The organism is Rhizobium sp. 10N414, assembly GCF_056394785.1.
Genome location: NZ_JBFTIN010000003.1, coordinates 154,741 through 179,989, shown reverse-complemented (window position 1 = coordinate 179,989; position 25,249 = coordinate 154,741). Strand labels below are relative to the sequence as shown.

27 protein-coding genes are annotated in these 25,249 nt (G+C 60.4%); 9 read left to right on the top strand and 18 right to left on the bottom strand.

The window, feature by feature from the left end; genetic code table 11:
• Positions 1 to 5: 5 nt before the first annotated feature.
• Positions 6 to 545 carry a FecR domain-containing protein gene (locus AC1DE4_RS05870; RefSeq protein ID WP_192305566.1) on the bottom strand — a complete coding sequence of 180 codons (540 nt, stop codon included), beginning with the start codon at positions 543 to 545 and terminating at the stop codon, positions 6 to 8.
• Between the two features lie 108 nt (positions 546 to 653).
• Positions 654 to 1,799: a citrate synthase gene (locus tag AC1DE4_RS05865; protein ID WP_169683831.1), complete on the bottom strand. Its 1,146-nt coding sequence runs from the start codon at positions 1,797 to 1,799 to the stop codon at positions 654 to 656.
• Between the two features lie 87 nt (positions 1,800 to 1,886).
• On the opposite strand from AC1DE4_RS05865, the gene AC1DE4_RS05860 reads away from it, so the two are divergent.
• A complete protein-coding gene (locus AC1DE4_RS05860) occupies positions 1,887 to 2,975 on the top strand; it encodes a citrate synthase/methylcitrate synthase (protein WP_112824617.1) in 1,089 nt (362 codons plus the stop codon).
• Positions 2,976 to 3,133: 158 nt separating this feature from the next.
• Here the strand turns inward: AC1DE4_RS05860 and AC1DE4_RS05855 are convergent, their stop codons facing one another.
• From AC1DE4_RS05855 to AC1DE4_RS05840, 4 genes are all read right to left on the bottom strand, one after another.
• Complete coding sequence (locus AC1DE4_RS05855) at positions 3,134 to 4,762, bottom strand: CTP synthase (RefSeq protein ID WP_025660955.1); 1,629 nt, start codon at positions 4,760 to 4,762, stop codon at positions 3,134 to 3,136.
• A gap of 140 nt (positions 4,763 to 4,902) precedes the next feature.
• Positions 4,903 to 5,433, bottom strand: a complete 531-nt coding sequence (gene secG, locus AC1DE4_RS05850; protein ID WP_025660954.1) for a preprotein translocase subunit SecG — start codon at positions 5,431 to 5,433, stop codon at positions 4,903 to 4,905.
• A 107-nt stretch (positions 5,434 to 5,540) separates the two neighbouring features.
• On the bottom strand, positions 5,541 to 6,311 hold the full coding sequence (tpiA, locus tag AC1DE4_RS05845) for a triose-phosphate isomerase (RefSeq protein WP_062370905.1): 771 nt from the start codon (positions 6,309 to 6,311) through the stop codon (positions 5,541 to 5,543).
• A 198-nt stretch (positions 6,312 to 6,509) separates the two neighbouring features.
• Positions 6,510 to 7,394 (bottom strand): dienelactone hydrolase family protein, encoded by an 885-nt coding sequence (locus tag AC1DE4_RS05840; protein ID WP_025660952.1) that lies wholly within the window; start codon positions 7,392 to 7,394, stop codon positions 6,510 to 6,512.
• Positions 7,395 to 7,609: 215 nt separating this feature from the next.
• Here AC1DE4_RS05840 and parE point away from each other — a divergent pair, with 215 nt between their 5' ends.
• Positions 7,610 to 9,682, top strand: a complete 2,073-nt coding sequence (parE, locus tag AC1DE4_RS05835; protein ID WP_477880449.1) for a DNA topoisomerase IV subunit B — start codon at positions 7,610 to 7,612, stop codon at positions 9,680 to 9,682.
• 5 nt (positions 9,683 to 9,687) lie between these two features.
• On the opposite strand, the gene AC1DE4_RS05830 is transcribed toward parE, so the two are convergent.
• Together AC1DE4_RS05830 and AC1DE4_RS05825 are read right to left on the bottom strand one after the other, a co-directional pair.
• A complete protein-coding gene (locus AC1DE4_RS05830) occupies positions 9,688 to 10,143 on the bottom strand; it encodes an OsmC family protein (RefSeq protein ID WP_025660950.1) in 456 nt (151 codons plus the stop codon).
• A gap of 3 nt (positions 10,144 to 10,146) precedes the next feature.
• Positions 10,147 to 10,764: a GntR family transcriptional regulator gene (locus AC1DE4_RS05825; RefSeq protein ID WP_477880446.1), complete on the bottom strand. Its 618-nt coding sequence runs from the start codon at positions 10,762 to 10,764 to the stop codon at positions 10,147 to 10,149.
• A 204-nt stretch (positions 10,765 to 10,968) separates the two neighbouring features.
• On the opposite strand from AC1DE4_RS05825, the gene AC1DE4_RS05820 reads away from it, so the two are divergent.
• Positions 10,969 to 12,147: an AI-2E family transporter gene (locus AC1DE4_RS05820; protein WP_025660948.1), complete on the top strand. Its 1,179-nt coding sequence runs from the start codon at positions 10,969 to 10,971 to the stop codon at positions 12,145 to 12,147.
• On the opposite strand, the gene AC1DE4_RS05815 is transcribed toward AC1DE4_RS05820, so the two are convergent.
• Positions 12,148 to 12,606 carry a GNAT family N-acetyltransferase gene (locus tag AC1DE4_RS05815; RefSeq protein WP_025660947.1) on the bottom strand — a complete coding sequence of 153 codons (459 nt, stop codon included), beginning with the start codon at positions 12,604 to 12,606 and terminating at the stop codon, positions 12,148 to 12,150. It lies immediately after the preceding gene.
• A gap of 109 nt (positions 12,607 to 12,715) precedes the next feature.
• Here AC1DE4_RS05815 and AC1DE4_RS05810 point away from each other — a divergent pair, with 109 nt between their 5' ends.
• Complete coding sequence (locus tag AC1DE4_RS05810; protein WP_025660946.1) at positions 12,716 to 13,123, top strand: hypothetical protein; 408 nt, start codon at positions 12,716 to 12,718, stop codon at positions 13,121 to 13,123.
• Here AC1DE4_RS05810 and AC1DE4_RS05805 read toward each other — a convergent pair.
• The 3 genes from AC1DE4_RS05805 to AC1DE4_RS05795 form a co-directional block, all read right to left on the bottom strand.
• Complete coding sequence (locus AC1DE4_RS05805; protein WP_198021166.1) at positions 13,120 to 14,292, bottom strand: DUF2336 domain-containing protein; 1,173 nt, start codon at positions 14,290 to 14,292, stop codon at positions 13,120 to 13,122. The two genes, AC1DE4_RS05810 and AC1DE4_RS05805, sit on opposite strands and share 4 nt — an antisense overlap.
• Before the next feature lie 77 nt (positions 14,293 to 14,369).
• Positions 14,370 to 14,972: a flavin reductase family protein gene (locus tag AC1DE4_RS05800; RefSeq protein ID WP_025660944.1), complete on the bottom strand. Its 603-nt coding sequence runs from the start codon at positions 14,970 to 14,972 to the stop codon at positions 14,370 to 14,372.
• Positions 14,972 to 15,556, bottom strand: coding sequence for a nitroreductase family protein (locus AC1DE4_RS05795; RefSeq protein ID WP_025660943.1), 585 nt, complete (start codon positions 15,554 to 15,556; stop codon positions 14,972 to 14,974). The genes AC1DE4_RS05800 and AC1DE4_RS05795 overlap by 1 nt, the downstream gene beginning before the upstream one ends.
• A 113-nt stretch (positions 15,557 to 15,669) precedes the next feature.
• Between AC1DE4_RS05795 and AC1DE4_RS05790 the strand changes: the two genes are divergently transcribed.
• Positions 15,670 to 16,761, top strand: coding sequence for a hypothetical protein (locus AC1DE4_RS05790; RefSeq protein WP_025660942.1), 1,092 nt, complete (start codon positions 15,670 to 15,672; stop codon positions 16,759 to 16,761).
• A gap of 87 nt (positions 16,762 to 16,848) precedes the next feature.
• On the opposite strand, the gene thrS is transcribed toward AC1DE4_RS05790, so the two are convergent.
• The 4 genes from thrS to AC1DE4_RS05770 form a co-directional block, all read right to left on the bottom strand.
• Positions 16,849 to 18,834 (bottom strand): threonine--tRNA ligase, encoded by a 1,986-nt coding sequence (gene thrS / locus AC1DE4_RS05785; RefSeq protein ID WP_477880442.1) that lies wholly within the window; start codon positions 18,832 to 18,834, stop codon positions 16,849 to 16,851.
• Positions 18,835 to 18,956: 122 nt separating this feature from the next.
• On the bottom strand, positions 18,957 to 19,481 hold the full coding sequence (locus AC1DE4_RS05780; RefSeq protein WP_025660940.1) for a DUF1697 domain-containing protein: 525 nt from the start codon (positions 19,479 to 19,481) through the stop codon (positions 18,957 to 18,959).
• Between the two features lie 137 nt (positions 19,482 to 19,618).
• On the bottom strand, positions 19,619 to 20,017 hold the full coding sequence (gene yidD, locus AC1DE4_RS05775) for a membrane protein insertion efficiency factor YidD (RefSeq protein WP_062370895.1): 399 nt from the start codon (positions 20,015 to 20,017) through the stop codon (positions 19,619 to 19,621).
• A gap of 12 nt (positions 20,018 to 20,029) precedes the next feature.
• Positions 20,030 to 20,476, bottom strand: coding sequence for an iron-sulfur cluster assembly scaffold protein (locus AC1DE4_RS05770; protein WP_025660938.1), 447 nt, complete (start codon positions 20,474 to 20,476; stop codon positions 20,030 to 20,032).
• 307 nt (positions 20,477 to 20,783) lie between these two features.
• Between AC1DE4_RS05770 and folE the strand changes: the two genes are divergently transcribed.
• The 3 genes from folE to AC1DE4_RS05755 all read left to right on the top strand — a co-directional run bounded on the left by folE (position 20,784) and on the right by AC1DE4_RS05755 (position 22,975).
• Positions 20,784 to 21,404, top strand: a complete 621-nt coding sequence (gene folE / locus AC1DE4_RS05765; RefSeq protein ID WP_018854970.1) for a GTP cyclohydrolase I FolE — start codon at positions 20,784 to 20,786, stop codon at positions 21,402 to 21,404.
• A gap of 26 nt (positions 21,405 to 21,430) precedes the next feature.
• Positions 21,431 to 21,889 carry a phosphoribosyl-AMP cyclohydrolase gene (gene hisI, locus AC1DE4_RS05760; RefSeq protein WP_018854969.1) on the top strand — a complete coding sequence of 153 codons (459 nt, stop codon included), beginning with the start codon at positions 21,431 to 21,433 and terminating at the stop codon, positions 21,887 to 21,889.
• Between the two features lie 114 nt (positions 21,890 to 22,003).
• Positions 22,004 to 22,975 (top strand): patatin-like phospholipase family protein, encoded by a 972-nt coding sequence (locus tag AC1DE4_RS05755; RefSeq protein ID WP_025660937.1) that lies wholly within the window; start codon positions 22,004 to 22,006, stop codon positions 22,973 to 22,975.
• A 15-nt stretch (positions 22,976 to 22,990) separates the two neighbouring features.
• Here the strand turns inward: AC1DE4_RS05755 and AC1DE4_RS05750 are convergent, their stop codons facing one another.
• Positions 22,991 to 23,425 carry a CBS domain-containing protein gene (locus AC1DE4_RS05750; RefSeq protein ID WP_018854967.1) on the bottom strand — a complete coding sequence of 145 codons (435 nt, stop codon included), beginning with the start codon at positions 23,423 to 23,425 and terminating at the stop codon, positions 22,991 to 22,993.
• A gap of 103 nt (positions 23,426 to 23,528) precedes the next feature.
• On the bottom strand, positions 23,529 to 24,287 hold the full coding sequence (locus AC1DE4_RS05745) for a rhomboid family intramembrane serine protease (protein WP_062370894.1): 759 nt from the start codon (positions 24,285 to 24,287) through the stop codon (positions 23,529 to 23,531).
• 292 nt (positions 24,288 to 24,579) lie between these two features.
• On the opposite strand from AC1DE4_RS05745, the gene AC1DE4_RS05740 reads away from it, so the two are divergent.
• Positions 24,580 to 25,218, top strand: coding sequence for a PAS domain-containing protein (locus tag AC1DE4_RS05740; RefSeq protein WP_025660935.1), 639 nt, complete (start codon positions 24,580 to 24,582; stop codon positions 25,216 to 25,218).
• The last annotated feature ends 31 nt before the right edge of the window (positions 25,219 to 25,249 follow it).

Sequence of the window (25,249 nt, the reverse complement as noted above, 5' to 3'; positions counted from 1 at the left end):
CGGCGTTATTGGCCGAGGCGGGCGAGCAGGGCCGCGCTACGGGCCGGCGGCCAGCGGCGGACGGTGAGCGGTGCGCTGCCCGGCGCGACATCAACACCCTCGCCTTCATTCAGCACGACGCGTGCTGCTGCTCCTGCCGAAGGACGGCCGACCGCTACGCGTCCGCGTACGACTAAGACAGAGGTCGTGCCGTTCTTGACATCGACAACCCAACGTGTGCCGCGGACGGCGGCAATTGCCTGTGGTGTGACGACCTCGAATCCGTCCGGGTGCCGCGCCCGGTCGACATCGACGAGCACGGCCTTGTTGCGCAACGAGACCGTGTCCGGTCGCCCGTCGTGATTGCGGTCGACGACGTTGAAGCGAGCCCCCGCCTCGGCGGTGATCGTCACGCCATCCGCGCACCGCATGATCTGTCGCGCCGTTCCCGCCACGCGCGCCATCGTGCATCCGTTCGCTTGCGCAAGTGCCGGATCTGAGTTGAATAGACAGGCAGCGCTTGCCCACGCGGCCAGCGCCAGGAGCATTCTGGAGTTCACAAGCATATTCGTCCCCTACCTGAATGCATGGCCGGACAGCCCGGGCGTGCGACGGCATCATACGCTGATAGCTGCAGCACGCATGTCAAAACGTCAACGCCTATCCGACATTGTCTATGTCTTAAGCGGTCTTTCGATTGCCGGTCCAGTATAGCGCGCCCTCGGGCGAATAAGGTGGCCGCTCTCGATCTGCTCCATGGCATGAGCGAGCCACCCGACGGTTCGCGCGAGCGCGAAAATCACGAGGGGCGCATCATCGGGAAGATCGAAGGCGGCGCTCATGGCTGTCAGCGCGAAATCGATGTTGACGCCTTCCCCGACGATCTCTTGTCCCGCGGTCGCCAGTTCGGCGTAGCTCGGCGGCAAGTCGAACTGAGCCATCAGCGCCTTTGCCCTGATGTCTCCATCCGGATACAGAGGATGGCCGAACGCCGGCAGCGGTCTTCCCTGTGTCAACGCCTGCCGTATTGCTTGACTGGCATCGAGCGCGTCGACCTCTGCGATCAACGAGGCGACGCCATGCCAGGCGCCACCGTGGAGCGGTCCGCTCAAAGTCGATAGGCCCGACAGGACCGCGGCCGATAGCGTTGCGCCTGAAGAAGCAGCCACTCGCGAGGCAAAGGTCGACGCGTTGAGCTCGTGATCGGCAAGGAGCACAAGCGCGCGCCTGATGCAATCGGCGGCTTCTGGCCTGGACCAGCTGGTGGCGAGGCGCAGATGCAATGGTGAAGCTGCCGCATCTGGAGCAAGGACACTGGCCACGATCGAAAGAATACTTTCTGCTTCGGCTTGCAGTACGATTGGCGCTCTGCCGAGAGTCGGTAAGTCGCGGGTCACGCGCTGTGCGAGCAAAACAAATGCCCGCTCTAACGACGGTGCAGTTTCAGAAGACTCGCTTGCTGCGGCTGTAATCGGTCCGGACTTCCACAGAAGTGCCGCGGTCTCCTCGAGCGTCGCATGTTCCGCCCATGTCGCCACATCACGGCCGCGATAGTAGAGTCGGCCATCCAGAATGGTGGAAATGGCAGATGGCAACACGGGATCGCCCCATTGGATGGCGTCTGCCGCAACTGTCTCGGTCTTTCGTCGGCCAGCGTGACGTGCGGCAAGCCGCATGACGTCGACCGCATTGTAAAGACTTCGCCGTGGATCGCTGGCATCTGCTTTGGCCCGGATACGGCCGCGACTCACATTGGCGTACAGCGTTTGTGGCTTGGTTCCGAGTTTCTCGAGCGCCTGCTCGGCTGTCAGCCAAAGCATTTTGTCCTCTTTACATTGATCATTTGCATCAAGATTGACGTCAATCAATCTAAGCTTGATCCTGTTGCACGTAAAGGAGAAAACACCATGAAAAACGGTTTGGAAGATGTTATCGCAGCGGAAACGCAGCTCTCCGATGTCGACGGCGAAGCGGGCCGCCTGATCATCCGTGGCGTGTCGCTCGATCATCTCGTATCGACAGCAACCTATGAAAGTGTTGCCGCGCTGTTGCTCGACGGCCTGACGGAACGGCATTTTGGTCCTGCAGAACTCCGCGATTGGTTGGGTGAAATGCGGGTGCGCCTATTTGCCCATGTGGCGGCCCTCCAATCGGACCTGCTGGCCTTGCCGCCAGTGGACGCGATGCGCGCTCTCATCGCTCGCCTGCCAGATGGCGAGGACTTCGAAGCGGCGCTTCGATTGCTGGCAGCGCCCGCAGTTTTCCTGCCGGCGATACTCCGTCTGCAGGCCGGCAACGAACCCGTGGCCCCGGACGCTTCGCTACCCCAGGCAGCCGACATCCTGCGCATGCTCACAGGCAGGATGCCGAGTGCGGAGCAGAAGGCTGCTCTCGACGCCTATCTTGTGACCATTTCCGACCATGGCTTGAACGCCTCGACCTTCGCTTCGCGCGTCATCGCCTCGACGCGGGCCGGCCTCACTTCATCAGTGCTCGCGGCGATAAGTGCGCTTAAAGGACCTTTGCATGGCGGCGCGCCGGGGCCTGTGCTCGATATGTTCGATGAGATCGGAGCCAGCGAGAATGCGCGCGGGTGGCTCGGTCGAGCATTGGATCGCGGCGAACGCCTGATGGGCTTCGGTCACCGCATTTACCGGGTGCGTGATCCGCGCGCCGATGCATTGAAGAAGGCGCTGCGACCGCTCGTCTTGGTTGGGCAGGTCGATCGCCAGCGCGTGGAGCTTGCGGAAGCCGTCGAACGTGCGGCGCTTGCTGTCCTGAGGGAGCGCAAGCCAGACCGGCCGCTGGACGTCAATGTCGAGTTCTACACCGCCTTATTGCTCGATGCGCTGGGCTTTCCGCGCGAATCATTCACCGGCGTATTCGCGATCGGCCGGACCGTGGGGTGGATCGCGCATGCGCGCGAGCAGGCGCTGCAAGGCAGATTGATCCGTCCTCGGTCGATCTATGTCGGGCCGGTGCCGCAGGCGGCGTGAGCATCGACAATAAGAAGAACCGGCGGTCCCAGCCGCCGGCATATCGTTTATAGTGGGTCTCGGTGCGGGGAAGCCTCTAACCGCTGAGATAGGCCGCAAATTGCTAAGTGTCTCTCGGCAATCAAAAAGGCCGCCTCGTTGAGGCGGCCTCTTGAAGGTCAGACCAGGCGGCTCTGTTCGGTTGCGGCTTCGATGAAGCTTGCGAAGAGCGGATGCGGGTCTAGAGGACGGCTCTTCAGTTCCGGATGGTACTGAACGCCGATGAACCAGGGATGCTCAGCATACTCGATCGTCTCGGGCAGTACACCGTCCGGTGACATTCCCGAAAAGATGAGACCGCAGTCTTCCAAACGGTCCTTGTAGTCGATGTTGACTTCGTAGCGATGGCGATGGCGCTCGGAAATATCGGTCGAACCGTAGATCTCCGAGATCTTCGTATCCTTCTTCAACGCAGCCTTGTAGGCGCCGAGGCGCATCGTGCCGCCGAGATCGCCCGCTTCCGTGCGCTTCTGCAGCTCATTGCCCTTCACCCATTCGGTCATCAGGCCGACAACGGGCTCCTTCGTCGGGCCGAACTCGGTCGACGAGGCGCTTTCCACGCCGGCAAGGTTGCGGGCGGCTTCAATAACGGCCATCTGCATGCCAAAGCAGATCCCGAAATAAGGTACCTTCCGTTCGCGTGCGAAGCGGGCCGCATGGATCTTGCCTTCCGAGCCGCGCTCGCCGAACCCGCCGGGAACGAGGATGCCATGGACCTTCTCGAGATACGGCGCCGGGTCTTCCTTTTCGAAGACCTCGGATTCGATCCATTCCAGGTTGACCTTGACGCGATTGGCAATGCCGCCGTGATGCAGCGCTTCGATCAGCGACTTGTAGGCATCCTTGAGGCCGGTGTACTTGCCGACGATGGCAATCGTGACCTCGCCCTCAGGCGTGCGGATGCGGTTGCAGACCTCTTCCCATTGGTCAAGGCGGGGCTTAGGTGCCGGCTCGATGCCGAAGGCTGCCAGCACTTCGTTGTCGAGCCCTTCCTTGTGGTAGGCCATCGGGACGTCGTAGATGTTGGCGACGTCGAGCGCCTGGATCACCGCGGACGGACGGACGTTGCAGAAGAGCGACAGCTTGCGGCGTTCCGCTTCCGGAATTTCGCGGTCGGCGCGCACCAGCAGGATGTCCGGATGAATGCCGAGCGCCTGCAGTTCCTTGACGGAGTGCTGGGTTGGCTTGGTCTTCAGTTCGCCGGCAGCCGGAATATACGGCATCAGCGTCAGGTGGACGTAGATCGCAGTGCCGCGCGGCAGATCGTTGCCGAGCTGGCGGATCGCTTCCATGAACGGCATCGCCTCGATATCGCCGACCGTGCCGCCGATCTCGCAGATGACGAAGTCGTAGTCGCCGTTGCCTTCGGTGACGAAGTCCTTGATCTCGTTGGTGACGTGCGGAATGACCTGAACGGTCGCGCCGAGATAGTCGCCGCGGCGTTCCTTGTCGATGATGTTCTTGTAGATGCGTCCGGTGGTGATGTTGTCGGTCTTGGTCGCCGAACGCCCGGTAAAGCGCTCGTAGTGGCCGAGATCTAGATCCGTTTCGGCACCGTCATCGGTGACGAAGACTTCGCCGTGCTGGGTCGGGCTCATGGTGCCCGGGTCCACGTTCAGATAGGGGTCGAGTTTGCGAAGCCGCACCCGATAACCACGGGCCTGCAGCAACGCTCCGAGAGCCGCGGCCGCAATTCCTTTACCGAGAGAGGAAACCACGCCGCCAGTGATAAATACGTATCGCGCCATGGGAGTCACCGGATACCTTTTCAAAAACGATTCCACCAGCCCAAAAATTCTTTTCCAGAACTTTTGGTGCCAGCGCGGAATTTGAACAAAAGAAAACCGGCAGACCCGAGGGCCTGCCGGCGGTTGATGCTGTGTGCCGCTTACTGTCCGCTTGGGACGGTGGCGGGCGCCGGAGCGGAAGGCGTAGTCGCCTGCGGTGCTGCCGGAGCAGTTTGAGTAGACGGAGCCGTTTCGGCAGGTGCCGGTGCGGCCGGAGCAGTTGCTGCCGGAGCCGCCGGCGCGGTTGCTGCCGGAGCCGGAGCGGTCTCACCGCCGGTCGGGACGCCGTTGTTGTTCTGCGCGGCCGGTGCAGCCGGAGCGGCATTGCCGTTCTGGCCGCCGAGCGAATCGAGAATACCCTTGCCCTCACCGCTCGTCGCCGGAATACGATTCAGAATATCCGTCGGACGGCTTTCATAGCGGTTGAGAATGCCGAGGCCGAGCGACGTGATGAAGAACAGCGTCGCCAGGATCGCGGTCGTGCGCGTCAGCGCATTGGCCGTGCCACGGGCAGACATGAAGCCCGAGCCGCCGCCGATGCCGAGGCCGCCGCCTTCCGAGCGCTGAATGAGCACGACGCCGACAAGCGCCAGCACGATCATGAGATGGATGACAATCAAAACGGTCTGCATGGGTCCAGTCCTGCCCACGCGCGCGGCGGGCATAAAGTAAAATTCTGGCGCTCTTTACATGAGGTGATCCGCTATTCCAAGCCCTTAGGCTCGGAATATACACGGCTCTAAGCAAGCAGCGCTTCGTATGCGCCGTAGATGGCGAGGAAATCGGCCGCTTTCAAGCTTGCACCGCCGATCAGTGCGCCATCGACATTCGCGACGCCCATCAACTCCCTTGCATTGCTTGGCTTGACCGAGCCGCCATAGAGGATGCGGATCTTCTTGCCAGCCGCCCCGAAGCGGGCGACGAGCTCGGAACGCATGAAGGCGTGCGCCTTCTCTACGTCTTCCACGGTTGGGGTAACGCCGGTGCCGATCGCCCAGACGGGCTCGTAGGCAATGACGGCATTCTCCGGCGTCGCGCTATCCGGCACCGAAGCGGAAAGCTGACGCTTGATGATGTCGAGGGTCTGGCCTGCCTTGCGTTCGTCCGCCGTTTCGCCGATGCACACGATTGCCGTCAGGTCGGCCGCGAACGCAGCCTCCGCCTTGGCGCGAACAAGATGGTCGGTCTCGGCATGGTCGGTGCGACGCTCCGAGTGTCCGACGATCACGTAAGTGCCGAAGCAGTCTGCGATCATTTCGGCCGAAATATCGCCGGTGTGGGCGCCCGAGGGCTTCTGGTGGCAGTCCTGTGCGCCGATCGCCAGCGGGCTGTCGGTGCAGAGCGCAGTGGCGACATAAAGCAACGTTGCCGGAGGGCAGATCAGCGCCTCCACCTTATCGGAAAGTGGCCCCTGAACACCTTCGGCAATTGCCTTGATTTGGTCGAGGGAGGCACGCGTGCCGTTCATTTTCCAGTTTCCCGCCACAAGCGGACGCACGTCAGGTGTCATGCCAGCCTTCCCATCTTCCACGTATCGTGGGGCCTTAGCAAAAGCGGGGATCAATGAAAAGGTTTGGGCACCTTCCCTAAGGGAAATAACGGCCTTTTGTCGCGCAAATGCTTAAAATTTGGAGCCCATGTTGCTGAAAATGATAGACCAGGCGGCCGCCATGACGCTCGCCCGGCGGTCAGGCGACTTAGGTTGTCGTCACGAACCCAACATCCAGTTCAGCGTGCGGCGCCAGTCGATCATCCGGATCGGTGTTCCGTGATTTCCCGTCTGATAGAGCGTGAAATGTGCAGGGTAATCCCCCTTCAGCAGGTTTTCGAAGAGTGCCTGCTGGTCTGTCGCTGCATAGACCGGATCCCGGCTGCCATGCGCGAACCAAAGCGGCAGTTTGGCCTTGAAGAACGGGCTCTTGCCGAAATCCGGATCGGTAACGCCGCTGAGGATCACCATTCCCTTGAGGGCTTTCACGCTGGCGGGGTCACGGCTCAAGCCCCAGCAGACCTGGCTGCCCATCGACGCACACGCCAGAATGACCGGCTTGCCGGGCGACTGCTGGGAAGCGTAGCGGATCAGCCCTTTGATCGCGGCGACGCCATCGCTGTCGAAGCTCTTGACCGTCGGCGAATAATAGACACCGCCATTGCCGGCGACCAGGTTCTTCAGGCGATTGAAGTTGCCCCCGAAACTGTAGTCGTTCACGCCGAGGCGCCGGTCGCCGTTACGACCGTGAATGAAAATGACCGTAAATGCCGCTCCCGAGCTTTGTCCCACCCTGGTGACGTCGAGTCTTTGCGAACCAAGCTGCAAGGTCTCGTCCGACTGCTGCCTTTTGACGCCGAGAGACACGTATTTTTGTTGGGCGCGCTTTTGGGGTATCTGATCGCGGCCGTTGATGTCCCGCATCTCGTCGTATTCGATGACGTCAAGGGCGCCATTATCGCTCGTCCGCAGCACATTTTGTGTGGAGAAGAGCTCGTCCTTAAAGGGCGGCAGGCTCTCGGCCGCTCGGCCGCTTGCCGTCGTCGTCAGGAAAAAGGCCGCAATTGCGGTAATAATGGTGCAATGACTTGTGGACATTCGCATGAGCATGGTTCCCTGAGCCTTCTGGCCGCTTGCCATTCCACGCCCGCCAACGCAAACCACTTCCTAAGGAAGTCCGCCTGATCGGGCGGCGTCGCGTAACGAGGCGCTTTCTGGCAGAATCTGCCTGATTCGCAAACGTGACATCAAATGCGGTGATTTTGGGTCAGGCTTGGCGTAAGGCCCCTGCCCGACAGGATAAAGATCTGAACGGCCCCATGGACGATAGCAACGACCTCTTTTCCGGACTGCCCCTGACACCGAAGCAGGAGGAAGCTCCAAAGTCTGCCGAGCCACAAAAGGCCGCACCCGCTAAGGCTGCTGCCCCCGCCCTGCGTCCGGCGCCCGTGAACTCGACGTCGGAAGACTACGGCGCGTCCTCGATCCGCGTTCTCGAGGGTCTTGAACCCGTCCGCATGCGGCCGGGCATGTATATCGGCGGCACCGACGAAAAGGCTCTTCACCATCTCTTCGCCGAAGTCATCGACAATTCGATGGACGAAGCTGTCGCCGGCCACGCGAACTTCATTGAGGTTCACCTTGACCTGCAGGGCTACTTGACGGTCAGCGACAATGGCCGTGGTATCCCCGTCGAGAATCACCCGCAAGTTCCCGGGAAGTCGACCCTTGAAGTGATTATGACGAAGCTGCACGCGGGCGGCAAGTTTGACGGCAAGGCATATGAGACGTCAGGTGGTCTGCACGGCGTCGGCGTTTCCGTCGTCAACGCGCTTTCCGACGTGCTGGAAGTCGAGGTTGCGCGCAATCGGAAGCTATATCGTCAGCGCTTTTCCCGCGGTTTGCCCCAGGGCGAACTGGAAGAACTCGGCGACGTCCACAATCGTCGTGGCACGCGAGTCCGCTTTCACCCCGATCCGCAGATCTTTGGCGAGCACGCGAAGTTCGATGCCGGGCGTGTGTTCCGTATGGCACGCTCCAAGGCTTACCTCTTTGGCGGCGTCGAAATCCGCTGGAGTTGCGAGGAAGGCGTTCTGCCGCAAGGCTCGGAGATACCTGACAAGGCGGTCTTCCACTTCCCCGGCGGCCTGAAGGATTACCTGCAGGCGACGATGGGCAAGGAATTCACCGTTACCCGCGAGATATTCGCAGGGAAAACCGAGAAGACCAGTGGTCATGGCTCCCTGGAGTGGGCGATCACCTGGTACGGCGGCGATCCCCAGGTCCACTCCTACTGCAACACGATCCCGACGCCCGAAGGCGGCACGCACGAGGCGGGCCTGCGCATCGCGCTGACCAAGGGCCTGAAGAATTACGCCGAACTGACGCAGAACAAGCGCGCTGCCCAGATCACCACCGATGACGTGATGATCTCCGCCGTCGGCATGCTCTCGGTCTTCATTCGCGAGCCGGAATTCGTCGGCCAGACGAAGGACAAGCTCGCCACGGTCGAAGCCCAGCGGATCGTTGAAAACGCACTCCGCGACCCCTTTGACCACTACCTTGCCGACAATCCGAACGAGGCAGCCAAGCTGCTCGACTGGGTTATAGAGCGTGCGGAAGAACGCCTGCGCCGTCGCAAGGAAAAGGAAGTCAACCGCAAGACCGCCGTGCGCAAGCTGCGCCTGCCCGGCAAGCTAGCCGATTGCGCACAGAACACCGCCCAGGGTGCCGAACTCTTCATCGTCGAAGGTGACTCGGCAGGTGGCTCGGCCAAGCAGGCTCGCAATCGTGCCAACCAGGCGATCCTCCCCCTGCGCGGCAAAATCCTCAACGTCGCCAGTGCCGGTCGCGAAAAGCTTGGCGCCAACCAGCAGCTCGCTGATCTCGTTCAGGCGCTCGGTTGCGGTACGCGCTCGAAGTATCGTGAGGAAGACCTTCGCTACGAACGCATCATCGTCATGACCGATGCCGACGTCGACGGTGCCCACATTGCCTCGCTGCTGATCACGTTCTTCTATCAGGAAATGCCGGAGCTGGTCCGTGGCGGTCACCTCTTCCTGGCCGTGCCGCCGCTCTACAAGATCACCCAGGGCGCGAAGTCCGCTTACGCCCGCGACGATGCGCACCGCGCCGAGCTGATGGAGACCGAGTTCAAGGGCAAGGCGAAAGTCGAAATCAGCCGCTTCAAAGGCCTCGGCGAAATGCTGCCGGCGCAGCTCAAAGAAACCACCATGGACCCAGGCAAGCGCACGCTGTTGCGCGTGATTATCGACGAGGTGGATTTCGAGGGTACGCGCACGGCGGTCGACGACCTGATGGGAACGAAGCCGGAAGCGCGCTTCCGGTTCATTCAGGATCGCGCCGCCTTTGCGGTAAACCTCGATATCTGAACCGGCTAGTCGAGGCGCACCGTAATTTCCGTCTTCACTGAGTTGGCAAGAAAGCACAACTCGTGCGCTTCGTGGTGGAGTTTCTGTTCGATCTCTCGGTTCGGCCTGTCGCCGGCATAGGTAACCTGCGGTCGAAGCTCCACGCGGCTCACCATTGTCCTGCCCTGCACAGTTTCCATAAGGCCGGTTGCCGCATCGATATAGCTATCGACCAGGATGCGCTTCTTTGAGGCCAGCCAGAGATAGAAGAGCATGTGGCAGCTCGACAGTGCTGCAACGTATGCCTCTTCCGGATCAACATTCTCGGCAAGCGCATACGGCAACGGCACATTGTGCGGCGAAGCGGAGGCAGCGACGGTGGCGCCGCCATCAAAGCTCCATCTGTGCCCGCGGCTATAGCGTCCGTCGATAAAACTTGCCGCGCCCCGCTCCCATGCGACCTCCGCGGAAAAAGTCGTCATCTCTCATTCTCCCTTGCGCGCCAGGCGCGCTGTTGTCATCTGCAGGTGGCCCGACAGGGCCTTCAGTGCCTCAGCCTCGTCGCGACGCGCGCACGCGTCTATGATGGCGCGATGCTCGGCGTGGAGGATCACACGCTCGTTGGAGCCCTTTGGCTGCCTCAGATAGGCACGACGCGATTCACGCCGCAGTTCGTCGATCATGGACAGAAGGCGGCGATTGCCACATCGCCCGTAGAGCGTTCGATGAAAGGCGACATCCAGCTCCTCCAGCGCGGCCGGATCATCCTCTTCGATCAGATCTTCATTGAGACGGCGCGCCTTGCGCAGGTCACTGTCGCCGAGCAGCGCCAGCGCAGCGCGCAGCGCCATGCTCTCCAAGGCTGCGCGGATCTCGGCGAGTTCACGTGCTTGCTCTTCCGTCAAACCGGCGACGGCCAGGCTTCGGTCAGGCCGCCGGTCGAGCAGGCCTGACGCCAGCAACCGATCTAGCGCCTGGCGTACCGGCTGGCGGCTCACGCCAAACCGCTCTGCCAGGAGCTCTTGTTTCAGGACGGTCCCTGGCGGCAGGCTCCCGCCTTCTATTTCGCGCCGCAGCGCCGTTGCAATCAGGTTTGTATCCATGGATCCAAAGTAAACGCGCAAGTGTATTTTGGCAACGCTATGGCATGATTTCTGTCATATTGATTGCGAAGAATAGCGTTAGGGAGCGTAGTATGGATCGCCGGTGGTCTCACGGGCGCCAGTCGATGACAGAATCGGTCATTGTGCTTGCGCCCGAGGGGCGCATGGCCCATATCCATAGCCAAAACAGGGGAAAAGAACGACGTGAGCCTTCCGAACAACAACATCCAGCGAGAGCCGCGATGGCTCGGCCCCTCAGGCCCAGCCCGCACGCCGTTAATTCCCTCGATCTCCGCGGCGCGCTGGCTGCTCGTGCTTGTTGTCGCTGCTGGCGTCTACTTCTTCTACGGCTTTGCCGTCCCGGTTCTCGCCGCCCTTGTCATCGGTTTTGCAAGCTGGCCGCTGTATCGCCGGCTTCTCAGCCGTGTCGGTGGAAACACAACGGTCGCCGCCACCATCGCGATTCTGATGATCGTGACGTTTCTCGTGTTGCCGATCTTTTTCGCCGTCACCTATACGACAGGTGAGGTGCGCGAATGGGTGGCCTGGGCCGTGCACGCAAACAGGTCCGGTGCGCCAACCCCGCAGTGGATCATCGCCCTGCCTTTTGCCGGTCCGTATCTCGATGAACTGTGGACCAGATATATCGGCAGCCCCGGTGCCATGGGTGAGCTAATCCAGGCTGTGAGCGGCGCCCATATCGGCAACATCTATCGGGCGATTCTGGCAGCTGGCGGTGGCGCCTTCCACCTGCTCCTCACGCTGCTCTTCATGTTGATCGCGCTGTTCTTCGTCTACCGCGATGGTTCCTCCTTCTCGCAGCAGATCGATATGCTCGGCGAACGCATTCTTCCGAACCGCTGGGAGCGAATTTCCCGCGTCGTTCCGGCAACCATCAGCTCGACTGTCATGGGCATGACACTGATCGCGATCGGCGAAGGCATCGTGCTCGGCGTCGCTTATTGGATCGCCGGTGTCCCCTCGCCCGTCACGCTCGGCGTCCTGACCGGTATCATGGCCCTGATACCCGGTGGTGCCCCGCTGTCCTTTACCCTGGTGTCTGTCTACCTGCTCGCCAGTGGCTCACATATCGCAGGCATCGGCCTTTTCGTTTGGGGAACGGTCGAGCTGTTCATTGTCGACAAGACACTTCGTCCGAAGCTTGTTGGCGGTCCCATCAAGCTTCCATTCCTGCCGACCTTCTTCGGCCTTGTCGGCGGCGTGAAAACCATGGGCTTTCTCGGCCTCTTCATCGGGCCGGTGCTGATGGCCCTCATTGTGGCGATCTGGCGCGAATGGATGCACGAGGTCCGGAGTGCCGAAACCGGCCCGAACGTCATGACCGACGAGCAGGCCCCGCCGGCGTCTCGCGCGGCCGAATGATCAGGGCAGCCGCTTTTCCATGAACAGGCTAAGTGGGTCTGGCAGGTAGCTGCCAAACGCTTCGATTTCGCCATAGCCGTACTTGCGGTAGAGAGCGATCGCTTCTGGTTGGTAAATGCCGGTTTCAAGACGGACGGCTTGGAGCTTCTTTTCAGCGGCCGTCGTTTCGAGTGCGTCTATCAGCTTGCTTGCCACTTTCAAGCCGCGAGCGTCCGGGTCGACGAACATCCGCTTGATCTCCGCTGTTCCGTCGCCAGCCTCGACCAGTGCACAGCAGCCAACGATCGCACCCTCGTTGCGGGCGACGAAGAAGCTGACGGTCGGCTTCTCCAAGGTCGATACATCGACGAGGTGATTGCTCTCTGGCGGATACAGAGACTGGGCATATGCGTCGGACATGTCGAGCAAGCGGAGCACGCCGTCTTGGCGCGGTGTTTCCAAAGCAATCGTAACGGACACGGGACTTTTCCTATCTTGCGGCGCCCGCGTAAAAAATGTTGGGGCGCCTTCATTCTGTTGGAATTTCAGCATCTAAGAGGCGAAGGTTCAATATTCAAAAGGCGATATTATGCAAGCGGTGCTGGTTGCAATGACGATCCTAGGCTGCAACGACTCGGTCACACAATGCAACTATCTCGCCACGGTTGAGCAGAAATGGCAGACCGTCGCCATGTGCGACGCCGATTCGGAAAGGCAGCTGAAGCGCTATACGAATGTCAGCTACCCAACGGTAATTGCTGTCTGTGAGCCACCGAAGCCTGCTTCCCCGGAAGCGCCGAAGGCGGTCGTGGAAAACGCGCCGACGCCGCCCGTTCCAGCCGGAACGCAGGGTCGGTTGTCGGCCCTCGCTGACCGGGTGGCGAGTGAGGTGCGCGCGTACCTGCCGTCCGGTAGCGAAATGAAAACAGCGCTGGCTTCACCCGTCCACTTCGTCTCGGGCAGCTATTCCTGGGTCGCGAAGCGGCTGCACCGCTAGGCTGCGGCGAGCGACGTCAATTGAGCGTAAGCGCGTGCATGCTGCCGCTGTTCAGCGATGTGCAGCCTTTCGATCATCTCCAGGAGTTCCTGCACGGCCCCATGCGTTGCATGCCGGCGGAACTTCTCAAGCAGCTTGCCGCAGACGTCGCCGAGCATCGTCGCTGACAGATCTTTCGATGCGTCCCGCCACAACAGCGTCGCTTCGACGAAGATCGTGCTGATCTCGCGGGAAAGGCCGGCCGTCTCATAGAGGGCGCGCACCGCGTGCATGCGACCGGTTGCGAGGATGGAGCGAACGCGTCGCTCTTCGCAGCCAGTCAGGTTGACGATGGCGCCTGCGAAGAACTCGACCTTTCCGCAGCAAAGAGCGTGGATCAGGCACGACGGCGTTAGGTGGCCACTAACCCGTAAATGCTCGACAAGGTCTGAAATCTCGCGCGGCGGAATCTCGCCAGCAATCGACACGATGGCAGTTTCATTGGCCTCTCTGCTGATCCTGTGCAGTCGGCCGGGATCGATCGTCGCTAGCGCCAATGGCAGACCGACGAGGGCGGCGCTGACATGCTGCGTCAACAACTGACGCGCGTCCGCCGCAAGATCCCCGCGCTCCAGCAGCAGATTGCGGATTTCGCAGTGATGGCCGAGCCGCTCGGCAATTCTTTTAAGAGAGTAAGGCGCGATGGCCGCCCCGCCGTTCTCGAGAAGGCAGAGGACGGCCTCTTCTTCACCGATTTCGGCGAGCGCGGCTGAAACCGGCCGTGAAATTGTGCCGCGCGCGGCAATCAGCATTCGAGTGATGTCGCTGCCGCTGGCGGCGAGATCCACCAGGTCTGCGTCCGACAGCAAGGGTGAGCATGTGACCGCATGGCAGGCGATCTCCGGCTGATCCGCAGCCAGCGAGAGTATAACCGCTCGCGGCGCCTCCGGTGACCAAGAGATTGCTTCGGCAAGCGCCAGCCTCACCTTGGGGGATGGGTCGTCGAGCAGGAAAGTCATGGCCATCTCGGCCGCGGCGCGTTCTTCTGCTGCCATTTCGGACTGCAGATAGGCTCTGCCGAGGGCACTGGCCGCACGGGCCCTGTCTCCGGCCTTGGCGGTTTCCGCCCAACGAAGAAATGCTTCTACGATCACCCGTGTGCCCCATGCCCGAATGCGATTCTCTCGCATTCCAATCAGTGGGATCACGGTATCTTGGAAAAGTTTATGATTGGTTCACCATGTTCCTTAAGCTCTGACGGCCAACGTCAAACCTGCGGCCGGAACATTTCGAATACGTCGCTGCCTTCGCTATAGTCCATGTAACCCATGCGGGCGACTGGCCTGGCGATCGCCATATCGAGGCGCCCATCGCGAATGATCGTCTCGTCGATGTGGATGCCGATGACCTGACCTAGGATCATGATGTTCTCGGAATTTTCACCGGTGAGTGACTTCGGCACAAGGGTTTCCGTTACCTTGCATTCGAGCACGGCAAAGGCCTCGGCGACGTAGGGCGCGTCGACAAGCTCACCCTTCCTGGCGGTGAGGCCGGAAAGAGCAAACTCGTCAACGCCATAGTCGACGGCTGCCGATGAGATATTCATCTTCTCGACCAGGTTTCGGCTGACAAAGTTGCAGGTGAACTCGCCGGTCTCGATCGCATTCCTCTGGCTATGCTTTAGACCGGCGGAGGAAAACATCACGAGTTTTGGGCGATCGGAAATCGCATTGAAGAAGGAGTACGGTGCAAGGTTGATCGAGCCGTCGCTTCCCTTGCTGCCAATCCAGCCAATCGGGCGCGGCGAGACAATCGCCTTGAAGGGATCGTGCGACAGGCCATGCCGGTTCGTATCGGCGGTATAGAACATCAGTCACCTCCGCCAACCCAGGTCACAGTCTCGATCAGTTCCGGGCGCGGGCGCTCGACGGGCGGAAACGTCGTCGAGCCCATGTGAATGAAACCAGCGATCTTTTCGCCCGACTTGACGCCGAGAAGTTCGTAGGCGCGCTCGTCATAGGCGAACCATTCGGTCAGCCAGTTGGCGACCCAGCCATGGGCGTTGGCGGCGAAGATGATGTTGAGGCAGACCGCGCCTGCCGACATCAACTGCTCCCACTCGGGAATCTTGATGTGCGGGCCGGACTTGCTGACGACGGCAACGACAACAGGAGCGCGGGTAAAGCGCGTACGCTCCACCTGGACCATTTCCTCAGACAGTTCTGGCTTGGCCTCGAGCGCGAGCTTGAGGAGCTCTTGGCCAATCCGGGCACGCTCTTCGCCGCGATAGACGATGAAGCGCCATGGCGCGAGCTTGCCGTGGTCGGGCACGCGGGAGGCCAGGCGCAAAATCTCTTCGATCTCGGCTTTGTCGGGGCCCGGCTCGCACATCTGGAAAGCGGGAATAGAGCGACGGACACCGAGATAGTCGATCAGCTTGATATCGGATTTCATGCGGGAGAGACTTCCATTTTCATGACAGCATTTGGGATGGGTCTTGAATTTGCCATCGCGTTGGTCTTGAAGTGGCCTCTGTGATTTCAGATGTCAATTGGTTCGCACGACAGATGGTTGGCATTTCGCCATATGCAAGCATAAGCCTGGCCTTGGTTTTGACCGCCCTACTGCCTTTAAGCAGCCAGGCGCAGGACGCCTTCCAGACCTTCAAGCAGTTGGATACGACTGCGAAAATGCCGAAGCTGAATGCCTTCATCGCGCCGGGCACCGCCCCGCAGGGCTCGAAGCTGCGCGAGATCGCGCTCGAGGCGAAACTGACCGCCAACGGTGATCCTGTTCAGGATGGTCTCTCCTGGTATGTGTTCAGCCCGATAGCGGGTACCGACGGAAAGCTTCCGCTGATCGCGTCTTCGCAAGGCGGCTCCGCGGATTTTCAGCTCGCGCCGGGAGACTATTTCGTCAACGTTTCTTTCGGTCGCGCCGGTGTCACGCGCAAGCTGACGGTTCCTGAAGAGGGTGAGGTCGACAAGCAGACGATGGTGCTGGAAGCCGGTGGCTTGCTGCTGAACGCGGTCTCGGGAACGGACGTTCGCATTCGCCCGGATCAGCTCAGCTTCTCGATTTACTCCGCCGAGGTGCGTGAGGACGGCGAGCGCGGTCTTGTCATGGCTGACGTGCCGCCAAACACCGTGGTTCGCTTGAATGCCGGAACCTACCACATCGTCTCCGAATACGGCGACACCAATGCCTCGATCCGCGCCGATATCCAGGTGGAGGCAGGCAAGCTCACGGAAGCAACCATCCAGCACAAGGCAGCACAGATCACGTTCAAGCTCGTGTCCGACGCCGGTGGGGAAGCGATCGCCGATACCGCCTGGTCGATCCTGACGGCCGCTGGCGACAGTGTCGGCGAGAGCGTCAGCGCTTTCCCGACCATGGTGCTCGCCGAAGGCGAATACTCCGCCGTAGCTCGAAACAAGGACAAGATCTACCAGCGGGATTTCAAGGTCGAAGCCGGCAAGAACACAGACGTCGAAGTTCTGATGAAGGACGTGCAACCCGAAGAACCGACAGAGGCCGCCAAAACCGTTCAGGTTCAGCCTGATCAGCAACCGCCAGCGACTGACGGCTCGCCGAGTACACAGGCACCGCTACCTACTTACGATCAGCTCCAGGGCGGCACCGGCGCCGGCGCGGACTGATCGACCTCCTAGGGGTACACAGACAAAGAAAAACCGCCCGGTTCTTTTAGAAACCGGGCGGTTTTGTATTCACGGGCTGGAGGCAGCTCAGGCTGCCTTTGCCTTCCTCGCTTCCGCCTTCCGGCGCACGTCCGGCGGCGTGGCTTCGAGCCCGAGGCTTGCGATTGCCTCGTCAAGCGACATCGAGGTTTGCTCCTGGCTGCCAAGACGGCGGATGTTGACTGTGCGCTCTTCCGCTTCCTTCTTCCCGCAGACAATGATGACGGGAACTTTCGTAAGGGAATGCTCGCGGATCTTGTAGTTGATCTTCTCGTTACGGAAGTCGGTCTCAACAGTCAGGCCGGCGTCGCGCAATGCTGCCGCAACTTCGGCACCATAGCCGTCGGCCTCGGACGTGATCGTCGCGACGACGACCTGCTGCGGCGATACCCACAGCGGCAGGTGTCCTGCAAAGTTCTCGATCAGGATGCCGAGGAAGCGCTCCATCGAACCGCAGATCGCGCGGTGGATCATCACCGGCTGCGTCTTTTCCGAATTGCTGTCGATGTAGAAGGCACCGAAGCGTTCTGGCAGGTTGAAATCGACCTGCGTCGTGCCGCACTGCCATTCGCGGCCGATCGCGTCCTTCAGCGTATACTCGAACTTCGGACCATAGAACGCGCCCTCGCCCGGCAGAATGCCGGTCTTGATGTTGTTCGACTGGTGCTGGATCGTGTCCAGCACATCAGTCATCACACTTTCGGCGCGATCCCAAAGGTCATCCGAACCAACACGCTTTTCCGGGCGCGTTGAGAGCTTGATGGTGATCTCGTCGAAGCCGAAGTCCTTGTAGACAGAGAGGATCAGATCGTTGATCTTCAGGCACTCGGCTGCCATCTGCTCGTCGGTGCAGAAGATGTGCGCATCGTCCTGCGTGAAGCCGCGCACGCGCATCAAGCCATGCAGCGCACCGGACGGCTCGTAGCGGTGAACGGTGCCGAATTCCGCAAGACGGATCGGCAGTTCGCGATAAGACTTCAAGCCATGCTTGAAGATCTGCACATGGCCGGGGCAGTTCATCGGCTTCAGCGCGAACACGCGGTCGTCATCCGTGTCGTCGCCGGCGACGGTCACCTTGAACATGTTGTCGCGATACCAGCCCCAGTGACCGGAGGTTTCCCAGAGCGACTTGTCGAGCACCTGCGGCGCATTGACCTCCTGGTAGTCTTCGGCAAGACGGCGGCGCATATAGGCGACCAGCGTTTGGAACATGCGCCATCCTTTGCCGTGCCAGAAGACAACGCCCGGACCCTCTTCCTGGAAATGGAAGAGGTCCATTTCGCGGCCGAGGCGGCGGTGATCGCGCTTCTCGGCTTCCGCAAGCACGTGCAGGTAGTTGTCGAGATCGGCCTGTTCGGCAAATGCCGTGCCGTAGATGCGGGTCAGCATCGGATTGTTGCTGTCGCCACGCCAGTAGGCGCCGGCCACCTTCATCAGCTTGAACGCCGTCCCGATCTGGCCGGTCGACGCCATGTGCGGCCCGCGGCAGAGGTCGAACCAGTCGCCCTGATAGTAGATTTTCAGATCCTGGCCTGCCGGAATCGCGTCGACGAGTTCAACCTTGTAGCTCTCGCCCTTCGCGGCGAACACTTCCTTGGCCTTCTCGCGCGACCAGACTTCCTTGGCGAACGGCGCGTTGCGAGCGATGATCTCCTTCATCTTCTTTTCGATCTTCGGCAGATCGTCCGGTGTGAAGGGCTCGTTCTTGGCAAAGTCGTAGTAGAAGCCGTTCTCGATAACAGGGCCGATCGTGACCTGCGTGCCGGGCCAGAGTTCCTGCACGGCTTCCGCCATCACGTGGGCTGCGTCATGCCGGATCAATTCCAGCGCGCGGCCGTCGGTGCGGGTGATGATTTCAATTGCGCCCGCCGTCACCGGATCGGAAAGGTCACGGACCTGACCGTCGATAGCGATCGCGACTGCCTTCTTGGCAAGCGACTTGGAAATGGATTCTGCGACATCCTTGCCGGTTGCGCCAGCATCGTAGCTGCGCACGGAACCATCTGGAAATGTCAGGGAAACGGATTGGGACATCTAGAATTCTCCTTGTCCAGTCCCGCCAACGAATGCGGGTGGTTGCAATGAAGCGCTTCGTCCGCACGAATGCGCCGCCGCCTGATACCGAGATTTGCTGCTTGAGTAAAGAAAAAGCCAACTTAGCCGATCATTTCGGCAAGGCCACGCACCGTGTTCCAGTTCCGCAGTGTTCCGACGCCCATGCGCTTGGTCGTCAGTGCCGAGAGCAACTTCCACTCGCTCGGCTGGCCGGCAAAGTCGATCCAAAGATCGCCGCCGGTTATCGCGAGACGCTGTTTCGGATTGGCATAAGGGCGAAGCGCCTCCATGGCCGCAGGGGTAAGTGGCTTGCGCATGACGCGCACGATCACCTGACTGCCCTCGCCGTCTGCAAAAGGATTGGACTTCGCAAGGGTCAACCAGTCGATACCTTTGCGCACAATGATATCGACCGGTTTGCCGAAGCGAGCCTTGAAGGCCGCTTCCAACTTCGCCTCGATCTCCGCGAGCGGCGCAGCATCGGCCTCGAAAACGATGTTCCCGGTCGAGACCAGTGTCCTCGGATTCTCGTACCCGATGTCCTTTGCCATGTCGCGAAGGTCGGACATCACCACGCGGCGACCGGGCGCAAGCACGATGCTGTGCAGGAGCGCGACGTAGATCATGCTTTGCAGAACTCTGCCGCGCCCTCGCCAAAACCTTCGAGTCCGTGCTTGGACGCGACCGCATCGACATGTTTGCACGAGGCATCGGGGAGGTCGAGGCGACGGCGGGACACCCGAAATGCGCCTTGCGTCATCGTTCAGCCCGCCTTGCGACCAAGCGTGAGATAGCGCCAGGGTGTCCACCAGTGAAAGCGTTCGCCGAGCTGCTCGGGAACCGGGTCGAGCCCGCTCGTGCCTCCCGGGCCGCAGCGCGCGACGCGAAACAGCGTCATCCATCCGCCGCTCCACAGCCCGTGACGTGCGACTGCCTCGTAGCCATATTCCGAGCAGGTCGGGATGTGTCGGCAGGAATTGCCGATGAAACCTGAGAGCGTCAACTGGTAGCCGCGGATGAAACCCATACCGACCAGTCGGCCGGGTGTCTTCCGAAACGGGCCGGAGTAATTTCGGGAGTAGGAGCGTGCGGCCCGACGGGGTGCGGCGGCGCCACCGTCATCTTCGTCCTCATCGCGATTGATCGAACAGAATTCGCACATCGGCTATGCCGCTCAGGCCTCGATGGTTTCGCCGCGCTTGGCCTCGATCTGACCGACCGCATCGACGACGGCGTCGAAGGTCAGCATCGTCGAGGCATGTCGTGCCTTATAGTCCTTCACGGGGCGGAGATAACGCATGTCCTCGAAGCGGCCCTCCGGCCCCTCGCCGTCCGCCTTCAGCATCGCCAGCATGTCCTCGCGCGCCTTGCGCAACTCAACCGCGTTGGCGCCGATCACATGGCGGGCCATGATCGAAGACGATGCCTGTCCGAGCGCGCAGGCTTTTACGTCGTGCGCGAATGCGGTGACCGTATCGCCGTCCATCTTCAGCCAGATCTTGACCTTGGAGCCGCAAAGTTTGGAGTGCGCCTGGGCGCTGGCGTCCGCGTCCGGCAAGCTGCCGATCAGCGGAATATTGCCCGCGAATTCCAGGATTTTGCTGTTGTAGATATCGTCCATCGTGGATTCCGCTCCAGAATTCATGCGGATCGGCGCCTCAAAACTCATTGTAGCACAAAAGAAAAACACAGCGTGTCGTGCCGGGAGACTTACATAAGGATGCCGTTTTCCTATATGTATGTCGTTCGAAGGCCAGAAAAATGCAATGGCCTCGGCTAAGTTTGATTGGGAAACCGTGCCGGAAGGGCAGCAAACCAAGCCCTGAAAGCCCCGGAGCCTGCCAAAGGTGCATGAATTCCCTTGAGTGGAATTGCCAGTGGCTAGTCCGAAAGACGGTCCGCCAAAGCGGATCAGGAGACTGTTACATATGGACGCCATCATCAAGAATTTTCCGCAGACCCCCGCCGATCTCGATGCGGATCGGCCCAGCCAGAAAGAAGCAGAGGACGCCGTCCGCACGCTGTTGCGTTGGGCAGGTGACGATCCGACGCGCGAAGGCCTGCTCGATACGCCAGCACGCGTGGCCAAAGCCTATCGTGAACTCTTTGCCGGCTATGATATGGACCCGGAAGATGTGCTGGGCCGTACCTTTGAAGAGGTTGCCGGCTACGACGACATGGTCCTGGTGAGGGATATTCCGTTCTTCTCTCATTGCGAACACCACATGGTTCCAATCATCGGCAAGGCCCATGTTGCCTACATGCCGGATGGCAAGGTGCTGGGCCTTTCGAAGATCGCACGCGTCGTTGAGATCTACGGTCGTCGCCTGCAAACGCAGGAAACCATGACCGCCCAGATCGCTAAGGCCATTGACGACACGCTCACTCCGCGCGGTGTAGCCGTCATGATTGAGGCCGAACACATGTGCATGGCGATGCGCGGTGTGCAAAAGCAGGGCTCGACCACATTGACGACAACATTTACCGGAACGTTCAAAACTGAGCCGGCTGATCAAGCCCGATTCATGTCCATGGTCCGGAGCCGCTGAATACGGCTTCAGTTAAGAAAGCCGCGATGATGCCCTTTGCGTTCAATGCGCCGTCCGATGATAAATCAGAACTTGAGGACGCGGGCGACTTCACGCCACGCTTTGACGATCGCGGCCTGATCACCGCGATTGTCACCGATTCCGCCGATGGCGAGTTGCTGATGGTGGCGCATATGAACGCCCAGGCCCTCGCACTGACCATTCAGACCGGGAAGGCTCATTACTTCAGCCGCTCGCGGGGCAAGCTCTGGATCAAGGGCGAAACCTCGGGCAACACCCAGATGGTCAAGGAAATCCGGACGGACTGCGACCAGGATGCCATCTGGCTGAAGGTCGAGGTCGCAGGCCATGATGCCACCTGTCACACCGGTCGCCGATCCTGCTTCTATAGGACCGTGAACCTCGAAGACGGCAAGCCGATGCTCGAAATCGTCGATGACGAGCTCCAGTTCGATCCGGACGAAGTCTACGGTAAAGAGTCGTAAAAGCAGGCAATTGCCTCTTATTGGGCCAAAATCTACGCCTATATACGAATTGGAAAGGGACGCGGGACACTAATATAGTTCGTTTTTAATTGTTTGCCGGGAGGGAGACGAGCCATGCTGAATTGGGGATTGTACCGCCAAAGCTCCGAGGCGGGCGCGTCCAATGCCAGCACCCCGACCGCGCCAGACATGAACGCTCCCGCATCTCCTCCGCCTGCCCCCAAGAGAACCAAGCTTGCCCTTGCGCTCGGCGGCGGCGCCGCACGCGGCTGGGCGCATATAGGGGTTCTGCGCGCCTTGGACGAAGAAGGTATCGAGATCGGCATGGTTGCCGGAACCTCGATCGGTGCGCTGGTCGGCGGCTGCTATCTGGCGGGCAAGCTCGACGAACTGGAAGGATTCGCTCGTTCGCTGACGATGCGGCGTATAGCGAGCCTGCTTGATCTGACTATCGGCGGCAGTGGCCTGTTCGGCGGCATGCGGTTGACGAAGCGCATGCAGGAGCATCTTGAGGGGCTCAACGTCGAAGATCTGGACCGGCCATTCGTGGCTGTCGCCGCCGAAGTAAACACCGGGCACGAAGTCTGGATCGCAAACGGATCGCTAATTACGGCTCTTCGCGCCTCCTATGCCCTCCCCGGCATTTTCGAACCCATCCGCAGCAATCAACGGACACTCGTCGATGGCGCGCTGGTCAATCCGGTTCCCGTTTCCGTATGTCGCGCCTACGAGCAACCGCTCGTGGTTGCCGTCAATCTGAACTACGATCTTTACGGTCGATCGGCTGTCGTCCGGCACAATGCAACCCTCTCGCGCTCCGAAGTCCAGCGACGCGAGGAGGTGCCCTATACCAAGCTCGGCATGACCGGTGTGATGGTGCAGGCTTTCAACATCATCCAGGACAGGATTGCGCGTGCGCGCTTGGCGGGCGATCCGCCGGACATATCGCTTCAGCCGCGTCTCGGCGATATCGGCCTCTCGGAATTCCATCGCGCTGGAGAAGCGATCGAGCGCGGCTATGAAGAAGCCAAGCTGAGGCTTCCCGAGTTGAAACGGATGCAGGAACTATTCGCCGGCTCTTTCTAGGCGCCGGCGAAGCATTCAGCCGGCGATGTAGGCCTTGATCTGTTCGGCTTCCAGTTCGACTTCAGCAATACGCGTCTTCACGACGTCACCAATCGAAATGATACCGGCAAGTTTGCCGTTCGTTTCGACAGGAACGTGACGGAAGCGTCGGCTCGTCATCAGCCCCATCAGGTCATACACTGTCGAATCTTCATGGCACCGATAGACCTTTGCGGTCATAAGCGAGCCAACCGGCTGATCGAGGCAGGCCGCCCCCGCCTTGGCGATCGCGTGCACGACGTCGCGCTCCGTGAAAATCCCGGAAATCTTGTTTTCCATCCCGACGATAACGATAGCGCCGATCTTCTTCTTGCTGAGAATCACAGCCGCCTCGGCAACGGTCGTGTTTGGCCCGGCGGTTACGACATCCCTGCCCTTCGCATCGAGTATGGCCTTGACTGAGTTGGACATTCTTGAACCTCCTATGTCGAAAGTGAAACACTTCAACTGATCACAGGCATCCGTGGCGGCTCTCCTCCCATCACGGATCAGGAGGAATGGTGCACTCCAATGCTCAAGATTGCAATATATCCGATGTCTCTGAAATGAGCGGCTGCTCGGGTGGCTCCCGGTCGAAAAAGCCGAAGAGAACGAAGCCGAAAACGAAGCCCCCGATATGGGCGTCCCAGGCGATTGCCTGGGATCCGTCGCCAATCAACGGGACGCCGACGGCGATCAGGAGATTGCCCACGAACCAGAAGAGAATGAAGGCGACGACCGTGCGGCTGCGAAACGCTCCCAGCATCGAGAGTCGCGGATTAAGATGCGCCGGCCCGCTCATCCGCTGTTCAGGCGGGAACGCAAAGCGGCAGGCAGCGCCCATCAGGCCGGACACCACGCCCGACGCGCCGATCAGCAGCGTGGCCCCTCCCCAATTCAGGGCCGCATGGAAGGCGGCGGACGCAGTTGCCGAGAGCACCCAGAAAACGATGAAGCGAAACGTTCCAATCCGGCGCGCCACCGGTGTGCCGAAGGCCATGAGCCACAGCCCGTTGAAAACGATATGCTCTATACTGCCGTGAAGCAGCGAATAGGTAATCGGCGTCCAGAAAAGTTGCGGGCCCTGCTCTGACAGCGGCGTGATGTAGCGCAACGGAATGAAGCCGAAATTGAAGAACAGCCAGTCGAGGCCGCTGCCGGATAGAAGCAGCGATTGAACCGCATATATCAGCCCCAGCAGCGCAAGTGCCGCGAGCACCGGGCCCGGAAGGTTGAAGATGGGCGACGGCGGCGGGGGCTCTATCGCCGTTTGCGGCTCCGACTGCTCGTTCATCTTCGTCCTCAATTGATTGCGGCACAGCCTTACAGGACGAAAGGTCAAAAAAAAAGCCGTCCGGCAAAGACCGGACGGCTTCGAGCGTCGAGGATATCCGCGCCCGACAGTCTGTGCTGAACTTCCCGAAGACAGGAAGCGATGGACAGACATTGTCACGGCGCGATGCGCGGCTCAATCGAAACCGTTCCTTAACCTTAACTGTTCCGAGCTGGCACGAGATACGCACAGCATCATAGCGCATGGCCATGACGGCCGTGTTTTGATCCAGAATGAAACAGCCGGTGCAGCAATGCGTCTCAAAACGACGATCGACCTATTCGAATATTGGACTCGGATCCGCGGCAAGGACGTTGCGCCGTTGAGATCGCAGGTCGAGCCAACGCATTTGCGGCAGATTCTGTCGAGCGTGTTTCTCCTCGAAACAGGTGATTCGGGCCGCATCGCATTCCGCCTTGCCGGAACCCGTATTTGCGATCTCTTTGGTCGCGATCTCCGTGGGGTCCCGTTTTCCGAGCTTTGGGCGCATGGGAAGGACGACATCGAACAGATGGCCGCGGGCCTCATGAGCAACGCGATGCCGGAGCTGCTCAACGCCACGGGTTTCACCGCGGCCGGCCATTGTGCGTCCTTCGAAATTGTCCTCCTGCCGCTTCGCTCGGACGAGCGTGAATGCGACAAACTTCTGGGGGCTATCGCCCCCGCGGTCGCATCAAGCTGGCTGGAAGTCGTGCCGCTCCAGTTCCTCGCTCTCGATCGCATCCGATCACTGCACGAAGGGCTTGGCTCCGACAGCGAGCTCAAGGATGCCGAGTTCGGAGATGAACACCCGGTATACGGGCGTACCCCGTCGATCGCTGACACAATGCGACGCGTTATGTCCAATCTATTTGCTGAATTCGGCGTTCCAGGCTCGGTTCGGCACAACTGAATGCGTGCATAGTGGACGAATCTGAACAACC